This is a genomic window from Achromobacter sp. ACM05 (assembly GCF_019218915.1).
Taxonomy (GTDB): domain Bacteria; phylum Pseudomonadota; class Gammaproteobacteria; order Burkholderiales; family Burkholderiaceae_B; genus Achromobacter; species Achromobacter animicus.
Genome location: NZ_JAHUWQ010000003.1, coordinates 155,598 through 173,945, shown reverse-complemented (window position 1 = coordinate 173,945; position 18,348 = coordinate 155,598). Strand labels below are relative to the sequence as shown.

Here is an 18,348-nt window from a genome sequence, read left to right as displayed (position 1 = left end):
TTTGCTGCGGTCGCGCTTCCCGCAACTGGAGGCCCGACGATGAATTCATGGATTTTTGGAGACTGGATCAACGCACATCCGCTGGCGCTGTGGATCATCGCGCTGGGCGTGGGCGCGGTGCTGTTCATGGTGCTCGCCACCGTGCTGAAGGTGGTGCGCGCGCGGCTGGAGGCGCGCGCGCAACTGCCCGGCCACGGCTTTGCCAATGCCATGGCCCAGATCCTTCGCCGCACCAACTGGGTGGTGTTGGCGTTGCTGTGCCTGATGGCCGGCATCGACATCAGCGATGCGCCCATGCCGTGGAGCGGCGCCACGATCAGTCATCTGTGGTTCGTGCTGATGGCGCTGCAAGGCGCGTTGTGGCTGGAACGCGCCGTGGACGTGATGGTGCGCCGCGCCGTCCTGGCGCGTGGCGAAGCCAGCCTCGTCACAGCCACCCTCCTCGGCTTGCTGCTGCGCACCTTCGTGTGGGCGGTCGCGTTGCTGGCCATGTTGGACAACCTGGGCGTGAACATCACGGCGCTGGTCGCCAGCCTGGGCATCGGCGGCGTCGCGGTCGCCCTGGCGGTGCAGACCATTCTGAGCGACCTCTTCGCCTCCATCTCCATCGGCCTGGACAAGCCGTTTGAAGTGGGCGACTTCATCGTGTTTGGCGCGGTGGCAGGCAGCATCGAACACATCGGCCTGAAGACCACCCGCATCCGCAGCCTCGGCGGCGAGCAGATCGTGTGCTCGAACACCGAACTGCTCAAGCAGACCATCCAGAACTACAAGCGCATGCAGCAGCGGCGCATCGTCTTCTCGGTGCGCATCAGCTACAAGACCGACGTCGAACGCGCCGCCACCGTCCCGGGCATCCTGCGCGACCGGATCAACGAGCAGGCCGACGTGCGATTCGACCGCGCGCATCTGGCGCGATTCGGCGACAGCGCGCTGGAGTATGAGGCCGTGTATTACCTGATGAGCGCGGACTACAACCGCTACATGGACACTCAGCAGGCGATCAACCTGGGCATCATGCGCTCGCTTGAAGCGGCGGGCATCACGCTGGCGCTGCCGGAGCGCATCGTCCACGTCAACGCGCCCGAATCCGAGGAACCGGCCGAGCCGGTGTTGGCGTCGGCGCGCGGATAGGCACGGGGCTTGCAGCCAGAATGCGTTTTCAAGGAGAACACCATGAACGCCAACCATCCCGGCGGCCGCGATCCGGCCGCAGACGCCCACGATCCGGCGCGTGCCGCCACGAACGCAGACGGCAATCCCGCTCCCGAGCCGTCGACCGAAGACCAGGTTGATATTGCGGATCGTGTGCAGAAGGACTTGGCCAAGGCCAACGACCGGGAGCGCGCCCGGGAAGACGCGTCAGTGGAGCAACAGGCCATTGATGGCAATCCCGCACCGCAGCCCGACGTGGAAGGCGGCATGTTCGAGCCGGCCGACGACACGCCGGCCGTGCTGCGGGAGAAGTCCGGGCCGAAGGAATAAACCTTCCGTCGCTATAGCCCCAGGGTCAGCAGCATCAGGAACGCGCCAAACAGCACAAAGTGCGTCAGGCCTTCGATGGCGTTGGTCTGGCCGTCATTCAGGTTGATGGCCGCCACGATCAACGTGACCAGCATCATCAGCGTCTGCAGCGGCGTCATCGCCATGTCGATCCGCTGGCCGGTGAAGAGGGCCATTGCCTCCATCGCCGGCACGGTCAGGATCACGGTCGACAGCGACGCCCCGAGCGCGATGTTGACCACCGACTGCATGCGATTGGCAAGCGCTGCCCGGAAGGCCGTCAACATCTCGGGCGCGGCCGAGATGCCCGCCACCACCAGGGCGATCAGCCCGACCGGCACATCCATTCCTTCCAGACTGCGGTTCAGCGCATGCGACATCTGCTCGGCCAGCGCGCCCACCGCCACGATGCCTACCGCCATCACGGCGGCCGACTGGCGCCATCCGGGACCGCCGCCGGGCGGCACGGGCGTGCGCGTCTTTTTTTCGGGGTAGCTGTAGCTGAAGAAATAGCTGTGAGGCCCGGTCTGCATGCGCACAAACACGCCGTACATCAGCAGCATCGACACCACGGTGAAGGCGCTATAGGCGCGCCAACTGGGCTGCGGCACGAACTCGGGAATGATCATCGACACCGTAACGGCTGTCAGGATCATCACGCTGTACGTGCGCGCCGAATCGTCGTTGTATGCCTGCTCGCCGTGCTTGAACCCGCCGATCAGGGCGGCCACGCCAAGAATGCCGTTGATATCCAGCATGACCGCCGAATAGATGCTGTCGCGAACCAGCGTCGGCGAGCCCGCCTTGGACGAGACGATCACCAGCACGATCACTTCCACCAACACCGCTGACAGCGTCAGGATCATGCTGCCGTACGGGTCGCCGAGTTTCTGCGCGATGCGTTCGGCATGGCGCGCAACGCTCAGGGAGGCGGCAAGGATCGCCGCGATCAGCACGGCCGTTTCCGCCAGGCTTGCGGCTTGGCCTAGACCCTCAAGTTGCGGGTCGATCATGAACCCCGCGATCGCAAGCACGCAGGCGAGCAGCAGGAATTTTTCGGAATGCAGTAGGGATTTCATCGCAACGTGGCGGGCCGGAATTCCGAGAGCCTAGCACGCACCGTTCCAGCCGAGGCGCGCGGAATCGGGCATGCGGCTTGCTGTCCATGGGGTCCGTGCATGTATGGATGGAGCGCCATGCCGAAAAGGAACGCAGCAAAGCGGCAAACGAGATCCCGGCCGCAACCACGACCCCGGAAGACCGGCAAACCCAATCCGGTTTCCCATTTTTTTGACCGCTTCGCGTCGCTTGTAACCAAGTGGGCGGGTTCGCCCGTCGCTTTCGGCATCGCGCTCATCGCGGTAGTGGTATGGGCGATCTCGGGGCCCGCGTTCGGCTTCTCCGAGACCTGGCAACTGGTCATCAACACCGGCACCACCATCATCACCTTCCTGATGGTTTTCCTGATTCAGCAAAGCCAGAACAAGGACAGCGAGGCGCTGCATCTGAAACTGGACGAGCTGCTGATTGCGGTCAGGGGGGCCGACGAGCAACTGGTCGACGCCGAGCGGCTGGATGAAGACAAGCTGCTTGCCTTGGCGTCGGCGCTGACTGCCCGCGCCCGCAAGCAACATCGTCAACGGGCACGCGGCCGCCGCCGTGACGATTAGCGGGCCATCAGGCGCGCACGCGTCGACGATGCGTGCGCAGCCAGATCGCCTGAACTACCGCGCCCACGACAAATATGCCCAGCCAAGCGGCCAGCGCGCCCCGCACGACAGGCGAGTCGGGCCCGCTTGCCAGAGGATGCGCCATCGGCAGGCGCGTCAACGTCTCGTTGATGCCCGGCACCCAGAGCAGAAAGAAGCTGAACGAAAAACCAAGCTGCGAGAGATACGGGTGCGCGTTGGACAGAAAGGGAATACGCGGCGCAAGCAACGCACCTGCGATCGCAAGCAACGCGAGGATGCCCAGCGCGTGCCCCACATTGAAGCCGCCGCTGCTGGACAGCCCGAACGACGTCAATACCGCGACCACCATGCCGGCGACATACGTCTTGCCGGCCGGTGTGCCCGGTTCAACGCGGCGATAGCGTGCCAGGCTGTAGAGCCCTGCGGCGGCAGGAATGAGACTGATGAGGGTATGGACGGCCCCGAGGGCGGAAATGGGATGCGGCACGAGGGTGGCTCCTGATTAACAACCAACTAGTTGGTCGGTTATGTAGAAAAAAAAAAGGCGCGCACTTTCGCACGCGCCTAGCTGCTGTCAGGCCGGCACAGCCATTTGCCGGATCGCGGCCTGGGTGATCGCGGCAAACGCCTTCGGATCGTTGAACGCACGCGCGGTCAGCATGGCGCCATGCACGGTGGACATGAAGGCCTGCGCCTCGACCTGCGCGCTATCGCGCAGTTGGAGCTGCCCTGCCGTCGCCCCGGCTTCAAGCACCGAGGCGAGCCAGGCGGTCAAATCCTTGAAGTAAGCCCGCACCTCGGCCGCGACTTCCTGGGGAATCATCGGCGACTCCGCCGCCAGCATCGCGCAGATGCACATCGACGCGCTGCCTTCGCGGATGCACTTGGCCCAGTAGTCCGTGTAGGCGGTCAGGCGTTTCACCGGATCTGCCACGTGCTGATCCAGCGCCGCCAGACCCGCGAGCGCTTCTTCGCGATGGCGGACGACGACGGTCAGGACGAGTTCGGCCTTCGTCGGGAAGTGATGATGGATGCTGGGTTTGCCGATGCGCACGCGTTCGGACACGTCGGCATAGCTGAACCCGTGATAGCCGCCTTCGGCGAGCAGCAGTTTGGTATGCGCGACGATCTCGGCGGCGCGGGCAGAAAGTTCCAGGCTCATGGCCAGAATGACTCCGATTGGCGGGGGGCAAGTCGATGCGAATGCTCGCCAATCTACTAGTTGGTCGGTTGTATGTCAAGGCGGCTACAGCGCCGCCTTGTTCGTGTCCAACTATGGAATCGCCGACACATCCCGGCCGGTAGGCGCCTCGAGGTTGCCCGAAGGATGCGCCGGCCGCGACAACTGCGCCGGACTCGACCGGGCCGAAGGAATCGGCGCATGCGCCGGCCGTGACAGATTCGACGGATCCGAAGGCCGCAACGCGCGCGAGGCCTGCGTGGCCTGCAACGCCCGCGCCGTCCGCAGCCGCCTCACCTGGTCGTCCAGCTGCGCCCGCAGGCGCTCGATCTCCGCGTCATCGGCCGAGCGCACCGCGGCGGCGCGCACTTCCTCAACCATCTTTTCCAGCCGCGCCATGTCCGGATCAGGCAATGGATTGCTGACGCGCCGCACCTGCATGCGGCCCATCAACTCGTTAACGCGGTCGCGCAGCGCCACGGCAGCCATCGCGCGCAGGGGCTGCCGTAAAAACTTTGGCCATCCGAGCGAAGCTCCCGCGGCCAGTGCCGCGGTCCGCGCCCACGCCCCGCCGACCTTGCTGCGGGGCGCGCTGCGCGCCATGGGAACGGAGAGCGCCTGGCGGTCACGTTCCATCTTGGCCAGAAGGGCCGCCTTGTCAGCTAGCGTGGTCATCTTGGGCATAGTGGCTCCGTGCAGCAGCGGTATCGAGGCGCACCTGGTGGCTCAGCTCCGCAAAGGGCGACCCCTTCGGTGCGCTACGTGTCGAAATGGCGAGCGAAATGAGCGTGATGAGCAACCACGCGCCGGCAACGAGCCACGCGGCAAGTTTGCGATGCTCCGTGTCCCAGAAGCTCACGATGGCGGCCACCGACACGAACCCCAACGTGCCCAGACCGCAGAAAACCAGGGCCACGCTGCTGATCACCGTGGCGACGAGCGCGGCCCGGTACAGGGACAGTTCGATGCCGACCAACTCGACATAGTCCCCCGAGCGTTCGGCAGCAAAAGCCGCGATGCGGCGCAATCTGCGCAAGCGTTCTGAAATCATGGCGTCTCCTTGGGGCGATGACGGGCGATGTCAGCAAATGCCATACCCGTTCGCCCCGCGAGACGCCACAACGCGGCTGTTACCGCCAATGCGCCGGCCAGAGCTGCACGTGGAGTCTGAGCGATTGGCCGGCGACGCGATCCTGCTGGAAGGTGTCGCCCTATCCTCGCCCGGCAGCGCGTCTGCCAGTCAGGCGCAGCAGCAACCCCGCCAGTTGCTCCAGCCGATACGGCTTGGACAACAGCGGAATACCCTCTTGCCCCGCCCTTTTCACTTCCTCGCCCAGAAAGCCGGTCATCAACGCCACCGGAAGATCGGGCCTCTGGGCGCGCACTTCCCGCGCCAGTTGAATGCCGCTCTTGCCACCGGGCATCATGGCATCCGTCAGCATCACATCAATAGCGGCGCCGTCATTCAACACGTCCAAGGCTTCGGCGGCACTGGCGGCGGGCGTCACGACATAACCCAGCTCTTCCAGCATGCTGGCGGTCAGCGTCGCAACGTCCGCGTCGTCTTCCACCAGCAGCACGTTCAAGGCCGCCGGCCGCTCCTGGACCACGCCGGACTCGCCCGATTTTCCCTGCGCAGCCAGCCGCCGTTTCGACCGCGGCAACAAGACCGAAACCGTGGTGCCGACGTCCATCTCGGTGGAGAGATCGATGGCGCCGCCCGATTGTTTGGCAAAGCCGTACGCCTGCGCCAGCCCCAGCCCCGATCCCTTGCCGACATCCTTGGTGGTGAAAAACGGTTCAAACACGCGTTCAGCCACCGCCGGGCTCATGCCGGTCCCCGTGTCCGACACCCGCAATGCAATGTGGTCGACGGTCAATTCACCCTTCCCGGATGCGGTCATGTTCTCGGTCCGGATCTCGATCACACCGCCGTCCGGCATGGCGTCGCGCGCGTTGACCGCCAGATTCAGGATGACGAGTTCCAACTCACCAGGGTCCACTTCGACCGGCCAGAGGTCGTCGGCCAGCGCCAACGCAATGACGATGTCGCCGCGCAGGCTGCGCTCGAGCATCTCGAGCATGTTTTGAACGACCGTGTTCAGGTTGAGGACCTCCGGGCGCAACGCCTGGCGGCGCGCGAACGTCAGCAATTGGCGAGACAACGAGGCGCCGCGGTCCACCGCCTGCCGCATCGAGCCATACAAGCGGGTGCGCCGCGCTTCGTCGATGGGACGCTGCAGCATTTGCAGCCCGCCGGAGATGACCATCAGGAGGTTATTGAAGTCGTGGGCCACCCCACCGGTGAGCTGACCCAGCGCTTCGAGTTTCTGGGCCTGGCGCAGCGATTCCTCGATCCTGCTGCGCTCGCGCATCTGCTGCTGAAGCTCGGCGTTGGCCAGTTCCAGTTCGCGCGTCCGGCTTGCCACGACCGACTCAAGCGCCTGCGCGGCCTGCTTCTCAGCTTGCAGCAACGTGCGGATTTCATATTGCCGGGTCCGGGCGCGCGCCGCCGTTTGAACCGTGGTGGTCAAAGCGAGGCTCTGAACCGGGCGTTCCAGGAGCGAGACATTGCCCAATAATTCGGTCATTTTCTCGCGCCAGCGCACGATAGGGCCGGTTTGCGTCTTGCCGGTCAACACAACGAACGGCAGCCCCGACCACGCCGGCTGCGCCTTCAGCCACTCGGACACCAGTTCCAGGTTCTTGCCGAACAGCCCTTCCTCGGTCAAACAGACGGCCAGGGCGCCGGCGTCCGCCTGCGCCAGCAGCTCCTCGATATTGCGACAGACGAACGTGTCGAAACCCGCGCGCTGCAGCAGCCGCGCGCCGGCTTCCCCGTCGCGGCCGATCGGTGCGTAGACGAGCACGCGCGATTCAGCGTCCTCAGGTCGATGCATCGGGATTGTTCAGCAAAAGGCGCAAATCGTCGCCGGTGTATTGCGGCGTTCCCGAAAAGATTCCGTCAAACGAGGTCAATGGCGGGCCAACGATCAGCCCATCTTCGGACATGCTGAATTCGCGGATGGCATGTTCGTGCGCGCCACTGCGCTTCTTGACGACGGAGATGGCACGCCGGACGCGTCCGTCGTGCTCGAAATACCGCAACATGATCACCGTATCGCTGAGATAGCTGATGTCCATGGGCGTTTCCATCGGGCCCACCAGACCGTGCTGGGCCAGGATCATCACCGTCGTCACGCCCTGCTGCCCCAGGTAGCTCAGTAATTCGTGCATCTGCAGAATCAAAAAGCGCCCGTCGGGCATGGCGTTCAGATAGCCGTTCAAACTGTCGAACACCACCACGCGCGCGCCATCATTTTCGACCGCGCGGCGAACCATCGCGGTGAATTCGCCCGGCGCCATCTCCGCGGGATCAATTTGCTTAAAGGTCAGAAGCCCTGCGTCCAGCGCGGATTCCAGCGGCATTCCCAGCGCACGTGAGCGCGCGAAGAATGTGGCCCGGGACTCGTCGAACGCGAAAATGGCTGCGTGCTCGCCGCGCTGCGTCGATGCCAGCGCATAGGTTGCCGCAAGCGAAGACTTGCCCACCCCCGCCGCGCCGATCAGCAGAACATTCGTCCCGCGGTCCAACCCGCCGCCCAGCAAGCTATCCAGTTCGGCGTTGCCGCTGGGCGTGGGCGTCGGGGCAAACTCTTTGTGATGCTCCGCCGCAACGAGCCGCGGATAGACCTCGAGCCCGCCCTTCCTGATCGTGAAGTCGTGGTAGCCACCGCGAAAATCCATGCCGCGCATTTTCAATATGCGCAGCCGCCGTCGCTGGGCGCCATAGTCGACCGCCAATTGCTCAAGTGCGATGACGCCGTGCGAGATCGAGTGCAATTGCAGGTCGTCCTCTTTGGCCGCCTGATCGTCCAGCAGGATCACCGTACACCGGCGATTGGCGAAAAAATGCTTCATTGCCAGAATCTGCCGGCGATAACGCAGTGAGCCCTGCGCCAGCAGGCGCAGTTCCGACAGGCTATCGATGACGACCCGTGCTGGGTCAAGCTGTTCAACCTTGTCCAGGATCAGGCGCGTGGTCTCGGTCAGCTCCATCTCGGCGGGGTGCAGAACGGTGAGTTCCCGCTCGGGATCCAACACGTCTTCGGACACCAGTTCCAGGATCTCGACACCGTCCAATGACCACCCGTGGCGGTGGGCAACCAGACTGAGTTCGGCCGGACTTTCGGAAAGCGCGACATAAAGGGCGCGCTCGCCGTGGCGGACGCCTTCCAACAGGAATTGCATTCCCATGGTCGTCTTGCCCGTGCCCGGCCTTCCCTCGCACAGATACATTTTGTTGGGATCCAAGCCGCCGCCGAGAACGTCGTCGATGCCGAGGTTTCCGGTCGAAATTCGGGGATCTGGCTTGAAAGCCGCAGTCTGTTCTTCAATCGTTGCGCTCATGGCTTTCCCGTAAAAACGAGTGAGAAAGCAAGCATATCGCCATCGTCAATCCCGAATGGCATCCAGCACGAAAGATATGTTACGTACTGAATCGCACCCGTCGGACGAGAATCGCGGCTTCAAGTCCGACCAGAAGGAGGTCAGCGCGGGATTGCACGGCCTGGCATGCCGCTTGGCCATGTAACAAAGGCGCAATGCAACCCGCAAAAAGCCCGCCTTCTGCATGCGAATGCAGAAGGCGGGCGTCTTGCGGGTGAACCGGCTTATTCGAACGAAATCTGAAGCTGAGGATTGATCTTCCATTCGAATCGGGCGCTGGCCTCGCCGCCGCCGGCGTCCTGGGCCAACACCACATACCGGCCTTCTTGCGGCGTCGGCGGCACCAGGCCCCGTAGCGTGCCGGTGGCCTCGTCGAACTTCAGGCCTTCCGGAAGCCGGGCGGGCGTCGTGCCGTCCTTGTCGAATAGCGTGTAGCGCACCGCACCGCTTCCGCCCGTGGCGCTGACCACCGGCACCGCCGACGGCATCGTGGCGCCCGCCGTGAGTTCGATCGGAAGGGTGGAGACCTCCAGCGCGGGCGCCAGGTTGAAATCGACGGGAATGGAAACGCGGGCGCCGCCCTCGTCGCTGATGGTGGCCGTGAGCCCCGCCATTTTTTCCAGGGACTTGGGCACCGCGCCGCTGACACGGCCGCTGCCGTCAAGCACCAGCCCGGAAGGCATGCGCATGGCGCTGCCGTCGGGATTGGAATAGGAGACGGCGTAGTTGCCGGTGCCGCCGCTGACGTTGATGAACTTGACGGGGCTCTTGATGCGCCCGCCCGCCGTCGCTTGAATGGAGCCGCCCTCGACGTTCAAGGGCGGATTGATGGTCAGTTGCACGGTACGGCTGGCCTTGCCGCCGCCGCTGTCTTCGACCTGGATGAGATACGTCAATGTCTTGGGGCTGGCCACAGAAGGAGCGGCGCCAGACAGCGAACCGTCGGATCCGAACACCAGCCCGGTGGGCAGTTCGGCGGGTTTGCCGCTGGTATCAAGCAGCCGGAAGTTCAAAGCCCCGGTGCCGCCCGACGTGCGCACCCGGATCAACTGGGAATTGAGCGTTGCGCCCGAGGTGATGGAGAGGCCCTTGTCCGGTGCCACGGCAGCCGGGCGGGCGCGGGTGATGTCTTGAGATCCCGTGGTTGCCGCGGACGCTGCCGGCGCTTTGGTGCCGGATGAAGGTGCCCCCTTGGCAGGCGCGGCACGCTGAGTGATTTTCCCCACGGGCGGTTTGAAGTCTTCGGCAGCGATGGCTTGGCCAGGCGTGACTGCGATCAGTCCAACAGCGGCTCCCAAGCACGCGAATCGGGAGATTATCTTTTTATTCATAACGGTCCTTGTGACTTAATCAACGATGCGCAGTGCGCATTACACGTCTCTCTACAGGCCAGGCGCGGCAGCCTGGCGTGCGAGCCCCCAATTACCTCGTGCCCTTTAATCAGACCTTGATGCGCCGCTTTGCCGCTTTGCATTTAAATCACGGCGTCGCGCAAGGCTGTAGGCCACGTTCTGCGTCAACGAATCTGGAAACTGGGCGTCACATTATTTCAAGATCAACAGGCCGAAATGCAGAGTAGAACTACCTCTTTGCAGGCAAAAAATGGCGAGGCGACTCAGTAAGCCTGCCGTCGCTGACCGGCTTTATCAGACCAATGAAAAGGCGGGCCAAGGCGAGCGAGGTGTTGATGTTCAACTTCGAGTAAATGCGCGCCTTGTGGTTGTCGACGGTACGGACTGAAATATGGAGGTGCTCTGCGATCTCTTTGCTGGAATGCCCGGCGATGACGCCTTGGACAATCACCAGTTCACGCGGCGTGAGCATCGCTTTGCGTGCTTCTTCCTGGTCTGATCGGAGCCGGTTCAGGTGAGCGCGGCGGCTCAGGCGCAGTGCATGGTGAATGGCTTGGCAGAGCCGGCTTGAGTTCAAGGGCTTGGCAAAGAAATCGACGGCGCCGCGCCGCATGGCTTCGACGGCATCTCCGAATTCGGGTTCGGCCTTGATGAAGATGGTTGGCAACGCCGCGTTGACCTGAACCAGGTCGCGCTGTATCGCGGTATCGGCAGCCGCCTTCCCGAAATCCATGATGAGACAGTCGCACTCGCCCGCTGAATAAATAGACAGGAATTCGTCGACTGTTCGGCTCTGCACGACTTCGATGGAGAAGTCGGCGAGCGTCCGGCGCACCGCCCACACCGAAGACTCGTCCTCGTCCACGATGTAGGCTTTGGAGCCACTGGGCAAGGCGCTGGCTTGGCCAATGACTGACTCCGCATCACGCGATGCCAGAAATTCGTCCGGAATGGACCGGTATTGATACTGCCTCCACCGCAGCGGTTGTTCGGAATACGGCATCGTTGAACAGCCAGGAAGAATTGAAAAGTGTCCAATACGGCCGGCAAATTGCCAGCACGCTGCGCAGGCGAGTATAGGTATGCAGTCCCCGTCCCGAAATCGGATATTTATTAAAAACTTGGGGTGACCGCTCACCGGACAGGATGACTCAATCTTGCCGCCATCGCTTTATAGCCAGGAGTAATATGACGCGTCTGGCGTCAAACCCGCCGGCGCAAGCAAGCCGATTCACGCCTGGTCCTTCCCACCCCCTGTCGACAGCGGAGCGTCCCTCCGTGCCCGCCCTCGGTGTCTGCAAGTCCTGGCGCGCAAGCGGCCACAAAAAAGACATCGAGGAGAAGCGGATTGGATAAGCAAGAGTCGGGCGGCTGGTATTTCGGCTGGAACATCGTCGGTGCCGCCACGGTACTCACCCTGTTTACGGTCGGCCTGCGCATGGGCATCGGACCGTTCTTTCTGCCCATGGCCGAAAGCCTGGGTTTTTCGCGCAGCCTGCTGTCGGGCATCGTCGCCATCGGCATGCTGTGCTATGGCCTGGGCATGCCGCTGGCGGGTTATCTGGTCAGCATCCGCGGCACGCGCTTCGTCCTGCTGACCGGCACGGCCATCGTGGTATTGGCTTCCATCTGGACCGTCTTCGCGCGCGGACCCCTCGAATTTTTGCTGGCCTTTGGCGTTGCGCTATCCGTGGGTCTGGCCTTCACCAGTCCGGTCGCGCTGACGCCGGTGATCAGTCGCTGGTTCACGCGCCAGCGCGGCATGGCGCTCTTCTTCCTGTCCACCGGGTCGATGGCCGGCATCGCGCTGATGACCCCGACGCTCACCTACGCCATCTCGGCGGTCGGCTGGCAGGAAACGCTGCTGGGCTTTGCCGTGCTGTTTGCGCTGCTGACCGTGCCGGTCGCGCTTTTCGTGATGCGCGACGAGGCGCCCGAGCACACCGACCTGCTGCCCCATCAGATCATCGAAAAGACCGGCACGGCCAAGCCGACAGCCAAGGCGCCCGCGCCGGGGCTGGGTGATGCCCTGCGCACGTTGCCGTTCTGGCAGGTCGCGCTGGGTCTGTTTGCCTGTGGTTTCAGCATGAACCTGCTGGGCACGCACGGCATGCCCATGCTGATGGACCACGGCTTTGACGCCACCACCAGTTCGCTGGGCATCGGCCTGATTGGCTTGGTCGCCATTTTCAGCACCTTGGTGCTGGGCCGCATGTCCGACCAGGTCGAACGCCGCAACATCCTTGCGGCCATCTATCTGGTGCGGGGACTGGGATTCTTCGCGCTGGTCATGGTGGGCGCGCACTGGGAACTGTATCTGGCCGCCACCATCGGCGGCATCGTCTGGGCCGGCAGCATCGCGCTGTCCTCGGCCATCCTGGCGGACGTGTATGGCATCCGGCTGGTTGGCGTGCTGTACGGGCTGACGTATCTGGGCCACCAGATCGGCGGCATGATCAGCTCGTGGCTGGGCGGCTGGGCGTTCGAGACCTTTGGCACGCACTGGGTGGCCTTCGGGTCGGCCGGCGCGCTGCTGTTCCTGGCCGCATTCATCTCGATGCGCCTGCCGCCGCGCGGAATCCTGCGCGCGCCACGGGCAGTGCCTGCCGCCGGACGCTGAATCGCCCGAGCCTTGGGCGACTTGCCGAGGGTGCGCCGCACCCCCGGCCCGCAGGCGTTAACGGTCTTTCAGCAACGACACCAGCTCGGGCACATAACGTTCGCCGCCGCCTTGCGCAACGGCCTGATCGAACGTTTGCTGCACGGCGGCGCCGATCTCGCGGACCGCTCCGGCTTCGGCGGCCATGGTGTTGTAGTACGAAAGATCCTTCTGCGCGTTCGACATGAAAAATCGCAGGGACGACGGATCCTGTTCCAGCAGATACGGCTTGATGCGCTCCAGCGCTACACCGCCGCCGCCGCCCTTGGCCAGCACTTCCGCAAAGACGGCCGGGTCGATGTCCGAACGCAGCGCGCACGCCGCGGCTTCGGACAGCAGCGCCACCACGCCCAGCGACACATAGTTGTGCAGCAGCTTCATGCGATGGCCGGCGCCCACCGGGCCGGCATGCGTGATGTTTTCAGCGAAGCAGGCCAAGAGCGGCTTGCATTCGTCAAACAACGCCGCATCGCCGCCCACCAGCAGGTTAAGACGGCCTTCGGCGGCTTCTTTCGGGGTGCGCGTCATGGGCGCGTCCAGAAAGCGTCCGCCGCTTTCGGTGACGGCCTGCGCGACCTTCACGGTCGACGACGGAATGGCCGTTGAGCAATCGATGATGACGGTGCCGGGACGCAGCCCCTCGAGCACACCGGCCGGCGACAGCAGCACGGCTTCGACCTGCGGGCTGCCGGTGACGCACAGGATGATCACATCCGACTGCGCAGCCAGCTCGGCCCCGCTGGTCACGCTGACCGCGCCGGCCGCCTTGAGCGCGTCCAGCGGCTGGTTGCCCGGGTGTTCGAGCACGGTCAGCGCGTGACCATGCTTGACCAGGTTGCTTGCAATGCCGTGGCCCATGAGGCCGATACCAACCATGCCGACTTTCGCCATCTTCAAATGCTCCTGCCATGTAGGGTGATTGTTGTGCCGTAGATCTTACCTTCAGAAGATGAGCGCTGGGCCGGGGGGGGGGGGGGGGGGGCCGGGGGGGGGGGGGGCACGGCGTGGTGACAATTCCGCGTGCGTCCGCGCCCCGATCACCGCGCTATGCCTGCGCGGGCGCGTCTGGAATACTTTCGGGGATCGTCCTACGGGACTCTTGCATCGCCAGCCATGACAGACTCCCTTCCCGCCGGTTTCACGCCTTGGTATCCCAGCAGCCAGTTCATGCGCCACCTGAACGACCTGGGCCCGTTCTACCGCCGCAAGGCCGACAACGTGTTGGCCCTGCGGGTCACCACGGCGCACGGCAACATGCACGGCATGGCACACGGCGGATTTCTGGCCACGTTTGCCGACAGTGCGCTGGGCCTCGTCATTTCCGAAGACGCCCACGTCTCCGTCGTCACGGCGCAGATGTCCGTCGAGTTTCTGAATGCCGTCAATCCGGGCGATTGGCTCGAAGCCCACGTGCAGATCGACAAGCAGGGCAAGCGGCTCATCTACGCGACCTGCCGCCTTCAGGTGGAGGGCCGCGTCATGCTCAAGGCGAGCGCCGTGTTCGCGGTGCGACATGCGGCGGTGCCGGCTTCGGACGGCTGATCGACGAAGCGGGCATGGCCGGCGGCACAGGCTTGCCGGCCGGGACCCTCGCTACAAGGGACCCACGCTACAAATAAGGCGTGGCCAGCCAGATCACCTTGTTGCGCAGGCGCTTCGCAAAAGGCGCCTGCAGCAGATCTTCCAGCGTCACGCGATGCGCGTTGGCGATCAACGCATCAACGCGCGCGCCGATCCAGCGCGCCACCTCGGGATCGTAGATCTCGGTGTCCAATTCAAAATTCAATCGCAGGCTGCGCGGATCCAGGTTCGACGAGCCGGCGTAAGTCCACGCGCCGTCCACCGTCATCAGCTTGGAGTGATCGAACGCACCGCTCGACCGCCAGACGCGGCAGCCCGTTCGCACCACCTGATCAAGCTGCGCCGTCATCGCGTAGTCCACCAGCCGCAGGTTGTTCTTGCCCGGAATCACGATGTCCACGACGATCCCACGTCGCGCCGCCGTGGCCAGCGCGCCGATCAGCGTCTGGTCGGGCAGGAAGTAAGGCGATTGGATCCGCACGTGATGCCGCGCCACCGCCAACGCGCCCAGCAGCATGTTGTGCGTGCTGCCGATTGCGCGGTCCGGGCCGGACGGCACGCAGCGGATCGGCACACGGCCCGACGGCGGCAGGTAGTCAGGATCGAACCACGGCTTGGCGGACAGCGACTCGTGCGTCGTGAAATTCCAGTCATGCGCGAACACCGACATCAACTGCGTCACGATCGGCCCTTCCACGCGGAAGTGCGTGTCGTGGTTGGTGGCGTCCCCCGCCAGCGCGCTGACAAACGCAGCCCGCACGTTCATGCCGCCCGTAAACCCCACACGTCCGTCCACCACCAGCACCTTGCGGTGGCTGCGCAGATTGGCGTAGGGCATGCGCAGCACGCCCATCGGATTGGTCATGAACCGCGCCACCGGCACGTTCGCCTTCGCCAGCATGCGCACGATCGGCGGGCGTGAATACTTGGAACCCACGGCGTCGATCAGCACCCGCACCTGCACACCGCGCGCCTGCGCTTCGATCAGCGCCTCGGCCACCTCGCGCCCGATCGGATCGTTATCGAAGATGTAGCTCTGCATCGCCACCGTGTGCCGCGCCTCGCGGATGGCCTGCAGCATCGCGGGATACGTCTCGTCGCCACCCGCCAGCGGCCGCACCTGGTTGCCGCCCAGCAGTTCGAACCGGCTGACGCGGTCGCCAAGCACTTTCAATGACGCAAACTGCTCGCCCGATATGGGCACCACATCCACCGGCGCCGTCGCGACCTGCCCAGCGTCCTCGAGCATCGCGTCGTCCCGCTGCTGCGACACCCGCGTCTTGCGAATGCGGTTGATCCCCGCCACGAAATAGAAAAGCGCCCCGAGGATCGGCGAGAACATCGCCACCCCCACCCAGCCAATGGCCGCCCGCACATCCTGCTTGGTCATCGCGGCATGCACCGCCGCGCCCGTGCCCGCCACGATGCTGATGGCAAAGGCAACATGAGGCCAGTATTCGATCAAAAATGCGTGTATGCGATCCATGGCGATGGCTTGAAACACGGCCTCCAGTGGTTAACCAGCGCAAGAATAGCAAGGCTGCCGCCGGTGGCAAGACTACTTTTTAAAGGCGATTTCACACCCTTCAAAAAAACGTGCTAGAATTCGGCCTCTTCGTTGTTGAGCAGCTTTCGAAGCAAATTTGAAAGGCGCAAAACGACGAAAGCACTGAAGGAAACTGAAGTGCAAAGCAGTACCAGAGGTGGCTGTAGCTCAGTTGGTAGAGTCCCGGATTGTGATTCCGGTTGTCGTGGGTTCGAGCCCCATCAGCCACCCCAAGAATTCATTTGAAATCAGCCGCTTTTAGCGGCTTTTTTCTTTTCTGGCGCTAATTAAATCCAATAATCCAGGCGCTGGATAACAAGTTTTCATGTCGGGTCGCGGGCCAAAGCGCTCGTCAAATCGCACCATCACGGCGCACATCAAAGCGCACACCAAAGCGCGCATCAAATCGCCCGTCAAAACGCATCGCAAGGCAAAATTCGACCGGCCGCCCCGCTGCCGGTCGAAGTTGCGAATGAACGGTGTCTGCCACCCATGACACGGTTGCGCCAAGGGATGGCTATCGCAGCGACACCGGGATCAGCCACCCTGCTCCAAAAACGCCTGCAAAGCGGGCACCGTATTCAGTACATGCTGGCGCATCGCGGCCTCGCAACGTGCCGCGTCGCGGGTCTGTAGCGCGTCGATCAGTTCCTGGTGCGATTCGCGCACGCGCAGCACGCGGCCGGGTTGGGCAGCCCAGAGGCGCATGTAGGGTTCGACAACCGAATGCAGTTCTGAGATCTGATTCAACAGGCGCGGTTGTTTACAGAAGCTGCACAGGTATTCATGGAATTCGCGGTGCGCGGCGGTCCAGTCAAGATCTTCGTTTGCGCCCTGGTCCAGCTGCTCGAGCATGTTCGACAGCCGGCGGAGGTGTTCGGGGCCCATGTTTTCCACGGCATTGCGCGTGGCCAGCCCTTCGAGCACGGAGCGCATCTCGAAGACCTCGAGCATCTCCTGCTGATTCAAGCCGCGCACCACGGCGCCGCGATTGGCGCGGATCTCGACCAGACCTTCCGACGCCAGGCGGCGCAGCGCGCCGCGCACGGGCATGCGGCTGGTGCCGATCTCAGCGGCCACCACGTCGGGCACGAGGCGCTGGCCGGGCGCGTAGCGGCCCAGGCGGATTTCGCGCTGTAGATGCAGGTACGCCTCGTCCTCGGCGCTGATGGCTGTCTTCTGGAATTGCAGCACTGACGTCCCCGGGCTTGGAAAGCCGCCATGATAGATAAGGGCAAAAATAACACAAATTGGATCCAATGATCCATGGATGCAAATACCTATGGCCGGGGGTTCGCGCGTTGCGTTTAATCCAGGGCAGGACGCGGCAGACCGCGCCCGCTCGGCCGGAACGGGCATCAGACCCGACCCGGCCCATACGCTTTCCATAACGCGATCAAGGGGAATCCATGAAATTTCGTCTCATCCGGGCGCTGGCAGGCGCCGCCGCGATGGCCTTCGGGGCGCAAGCGGCCGCGCAAGCCACGGACTGGCCGCAGCATCCCGTGCGCATCGTCGTGCCCTTCCAGGCCGGCTCGGCCACGGACCTGATCTCGCGCCAGCTTGGCGCGGCGCTGTCCGCCGAACTGGGCCAGCCCTTCGTCATCGAGGCCCGCCCGGGCGCCGCGGCCGCGATCGGCAGCGCGTCGGTCGCGCGGTCGGCGGCGGACGGCTACACGTTGCTGATGGGCGGTCCGGCCGCCGTCGTCACCAACCGCTTCCTGCAGAAACGCCTGGCCTACGACCCCGACGCTTTCGAGCTGGTGTCGATGGTGGCCTACACGCCGAATATCCTGCTGGCCAATCCGTCGCAGCCGTTCAAGACGCTGCCCGAAATGGTGGCCTATGCGCGCGCCAATCCCGGCAAGCTGACCTATGCCTCGTTCGGCACGGGCACGACCTCGCACATGGCGGGCGAGATGCTCAAGTCCGTCGCTGGCATCGACATCCTGCACGTGCCCTACAAGGGCGCCGGCGAAGCCATCCCCGCCCTGCTGAGCGGTCAGGTGTCGATGTACTTCGACACCATCATGACCGGACTGCCCCAAGCCAAGAGCGGCTCGCTGCTGGCGCTGGGCATGTCCAATTCGCAGCGCTCGGCGCTGGCGCCGGACATCCCGACGATCGCCGAGCAAGGCTTCTCGGGCTACGACATCGCGCCGTGGTACGGTCTGGTCGCGCCTCAAGGCACGCCCGCACCGATCCTCGACAAGCTCAACAAAGCCGTCAACAAAGTGCTCGCCGACCCCGCATTGCGCGGTAAGCTCGCCGAAGCCGGCGCCGAGCCGCGTGGCGGCAGCCGCGAGGAATTCGCCGCCTTCATCAAGGCCGAGATTCCGCGCACCAAGCAGCTGATCGACCAGGCCGGCATCACCCCGCAGTAATTT

Annotated in this window: 18 protein-coding genes and 1 tRNA gene; 7 read left to right on the top strand and 12 right to left on the bottom strand. The window is 64.0% G+C overall.

Annotation, left to right across the window (positions count from 1 at the left end; all coding sequences use genetic code 11):
• The first annotated feature begins 39 nt into the window (after positions 1-39).
• Together KW836_RS19130 and KW836_RS19125 are read left to right on the top strand one after the other, a co-directional pair.
• Positions 40-1,134: a mechanosensitive ion channel family protein gene (locus KW836_RS19130; RefSeq protein ID WP_175138675.1), complete on the top strand. Its 1,095-nt coding sequence runs from the start codon at positions 40-42 to the stop codon at positions 1,132-1,134.
• 42 nt (positions 1,135-1,176) lie between these two features.
• Positions 1,177-1,485 carry a hypothetical protein gene (locus KW836_RS19125; RefSeq protein WP_218344427.1) on the top strand — a complete coding sequence of 103 codons (309 nt, stop codon included), beginning with the start codon at positions 1,177-1,179 and terminating at the stop codon, positions 1,483-1,485.
• A gap of 11 nt (positions 1,486-1,496) precedes the next feature.
• On the opposite strand, the gene KW836_RS19120 is transcribed toward KW836_RS19125, so the two are convergent.
• Positions 1,497-2,582 (bottom strand): calcium:proton antiporter, encoded by a 1,086-nt coding sequence (locus KW836_RS19120; protein WP_218344426.1) that lies wholly within the window; start codon positions 2,580-2,582, stop codon positions 1,497-1,499.
• A gap of 117 nt (positions 2,583-2,699) precedes the next feature.
• Between KW836_RS19120 and KW836_RS19115 the strand changes: the two genes are divergently transcribed.
• A complete protein-coding gene (locus KW836_RS19115; RefSeq protein WP_218344425.1) occupies positions 2,700-3,173 on the top strand; it encodes a low affinity iron permease family protein in 474 nt (157 codons plus the stop codon).
• A gap of 7 nt (positions 3,174-3,180) precedes the next feature.
• On the opposite strand, the gene KW836_RS19110 is transcribed toward KW836_RS19115, so the two are convergent.
• From KW836_RS19110 to KW836_RS19075, 8 genes are all read right to left on the bottom strand, one after another.
• Positions 3,181-3,681, bottom strand: a complete 501-nt coding sequence (locus KW836_RS19110; protein WP_218344424.1) for a hypothetical protein — start codon at positions 3,679-3,681, stop codon at positions 3,181-3,183.
• An 87-nt stretch (positions 3,682-3,768) separates the two neighbouring features.
• A complete protein-coding gene (locus KW836_RS19105; RefSeq protein WP_218344423.1) occupies positions 3,769-4,356 on the bottom strand; it encodes a TetR/AcrR family transcriptional regulator in 588 nt (195 codons plus the stop codon).
• Positions 4,357-4,467: 111 nt separating this feature from the next.
• Complete coding sequence (locus KW836_RS19100) at positions 4,468-5,058, bottom strand: hypothetical protein (protein WP_218344422.1); 591 nt, start codon at positions 5,056-5,058, stop codon at positions 4,468-4,470.
• On the bottom strand, positions 5,033-5,425 hold the full coding sequence (locus KW836_RS19095; protein WP_175124327.1) for a phage holin family protein: 393 nt from the start codon (positions 5,423-5,425) through the stop codon (positions 5,033-5,035). The genes KW836_RS19100 and KW836_RS19095 overlap by 26 nt, the downstream gene beginning before the upstream one ends.
• A gap of 160 nt (positions 5,426-5,585) precedes the next feature.
• Positions 5,586-7,244: an ATP-binding protein gene (locus tag KW836_RS19090; RefSeq protein WP_218344421.1), complete on the bottom strand. Its 1,659-nt coding sequence runs from the start codon at positions 7,242-7,244 to the stop codon at positions 5,586-5,588.
• 16 nt (positions 7,245-7,260) lie between these two features.
• On the bottom strand, positions 7,261-8,784 hold the full coding sequence (locus KW836_RS19085; protein WP_218344420.1) for an ATPase domain-containing protein: 1,524 nt from the start codon (positions 8,782-8,784) through the stop codon (positions 7,261-7,263).
• Between the two features lie 263 nt (positions 8,785-9,047).
• On the bottom strand, positions 9,048-9,926 hold the full coding sequence (locus tag KW836_RS19080) for an Ig domain-containing protein (RefSeq protein ID WP_218344419.1): 879 nt from the start codon (positions 9,924-9,926) through the stop codon (positions 9,048-9,050).
• Positions 9,927-10,404: 478 nt separating this feature from the next.
• The gene (locus KW836_RS19075) at positions 10,405-11,178 is read right to left on the bottom strand and encodes a response regulator transcription factor (RefSeq protein ID WP_218344418.1); all 774 of its coding nucleotides are present in this window, start codon (positions 11,176-11,178) and stop codon (positions 10,405-10,407) included.
• Positions 11,179-11,523: 345 nt separating this feature from the next.
• Here KW836_RS19075 and KW836_RS19070 point away from each other — a divergent pair, with 345 nt between their 5' ends.
• Complete coding sequence (locus KW836_RS19070; RefSeq protein ID WP_175185726.1) at positions 11,524-12,795, top strand: MFS transporter; 1,272 nt, start codon at positions 11,524-11,526, stop codon at positions 12,793-12,795.
• A gap of 57 nt (positions 12,796-12,852) precedes the next feature.
• Here KW836_RS19070 and KW836_RS19065 read toward each other — a convergent pair whose 3' ends face one another.
• On the bottom strand, positions 12,853-13,725 hold the full coding sequence (locus KW836_RS19065) for an NAD(P)-dependent oxidoreductase (protein WP_191579344.1): 873 nt from the start codon (positions 13,723-13,725) through the stop codon (positions 12,853-12,855).
• A gap of 222 nt (positions 13,726-13,947) precedes the next feature.
• Between KW836_RS19065 and KW836_RS19060 the strand changes: the two genes are divergently transcribed.
• A complete protein-coding gene (locus tag KW836_RS19060; RefSeq protein WP_056563788.1) occupies positions 13,948-14,376 on the top strand; it encodes a PaaI family thioesterase in 429 nt (142 codons plus the stop codon).
• Between the two features lie 67 nt (positions 14,377-14,443).
• Here the strand turns inward: KW836_RS19060 and KW836_RS19055 are convergent, their stop codons facing one another.
• Positions 14,444-15,901, bottom strand: coding sequence for a phospholipase D-like domain-containing protein (locus KW836_RS19055; protein ID WP_175185727.1), 1,458 nt, complete (start codon positions 15,899-15,901; stop codon positions 14,444-14,446).
• 217 nt (positions 15,902-16,118) lie between these two features.
• Between KW836_RS19055 and KW836_RS19050 the strand changes: the two genes are divergently transcribed.
• Positions 16,119-16,194 (top strand) — tRNA-His (locus tag KW836_RS19050).
• 304 nt (positions 16,195-16,498) lie between these two features.
• Here the strand turns inward: KW836_RS19050 and KW836_RS19045 are convergent.
• Positions 16,499-17,155 (bottom strand): GntR family transcriptional regulator, encoded by a 657-nt coding sequence (locus tag KW836_RS19045; RefSeq protein WP_175185728.1) that lies wholly within the window; start codon positions 17,153-17,155, stop codon positions 16,499-16,501.
• Positions 17,156-17,370: 215 nt separating this feature from the next.
• Between KW836_RS19045 and KW836_RS19040 the strand changes: the two genes are divergently transcribed.
• Positions 17,371-18,345 carry a tripartite tricarboxylate transporter substrate binding protein gene (locus KW836_RS19040; protein ID WP_175124358.1) on the top strand — a complete coding sequence of 325 codons (975 nt, stop codon included), beginning with the start codon at positions 17,371-17,373 and terminating at the stop codon, positions 18,343-18,345.
• The last annotated feature ends 3 nt before the right edge of the window (positions 18,346-18,348 follow it).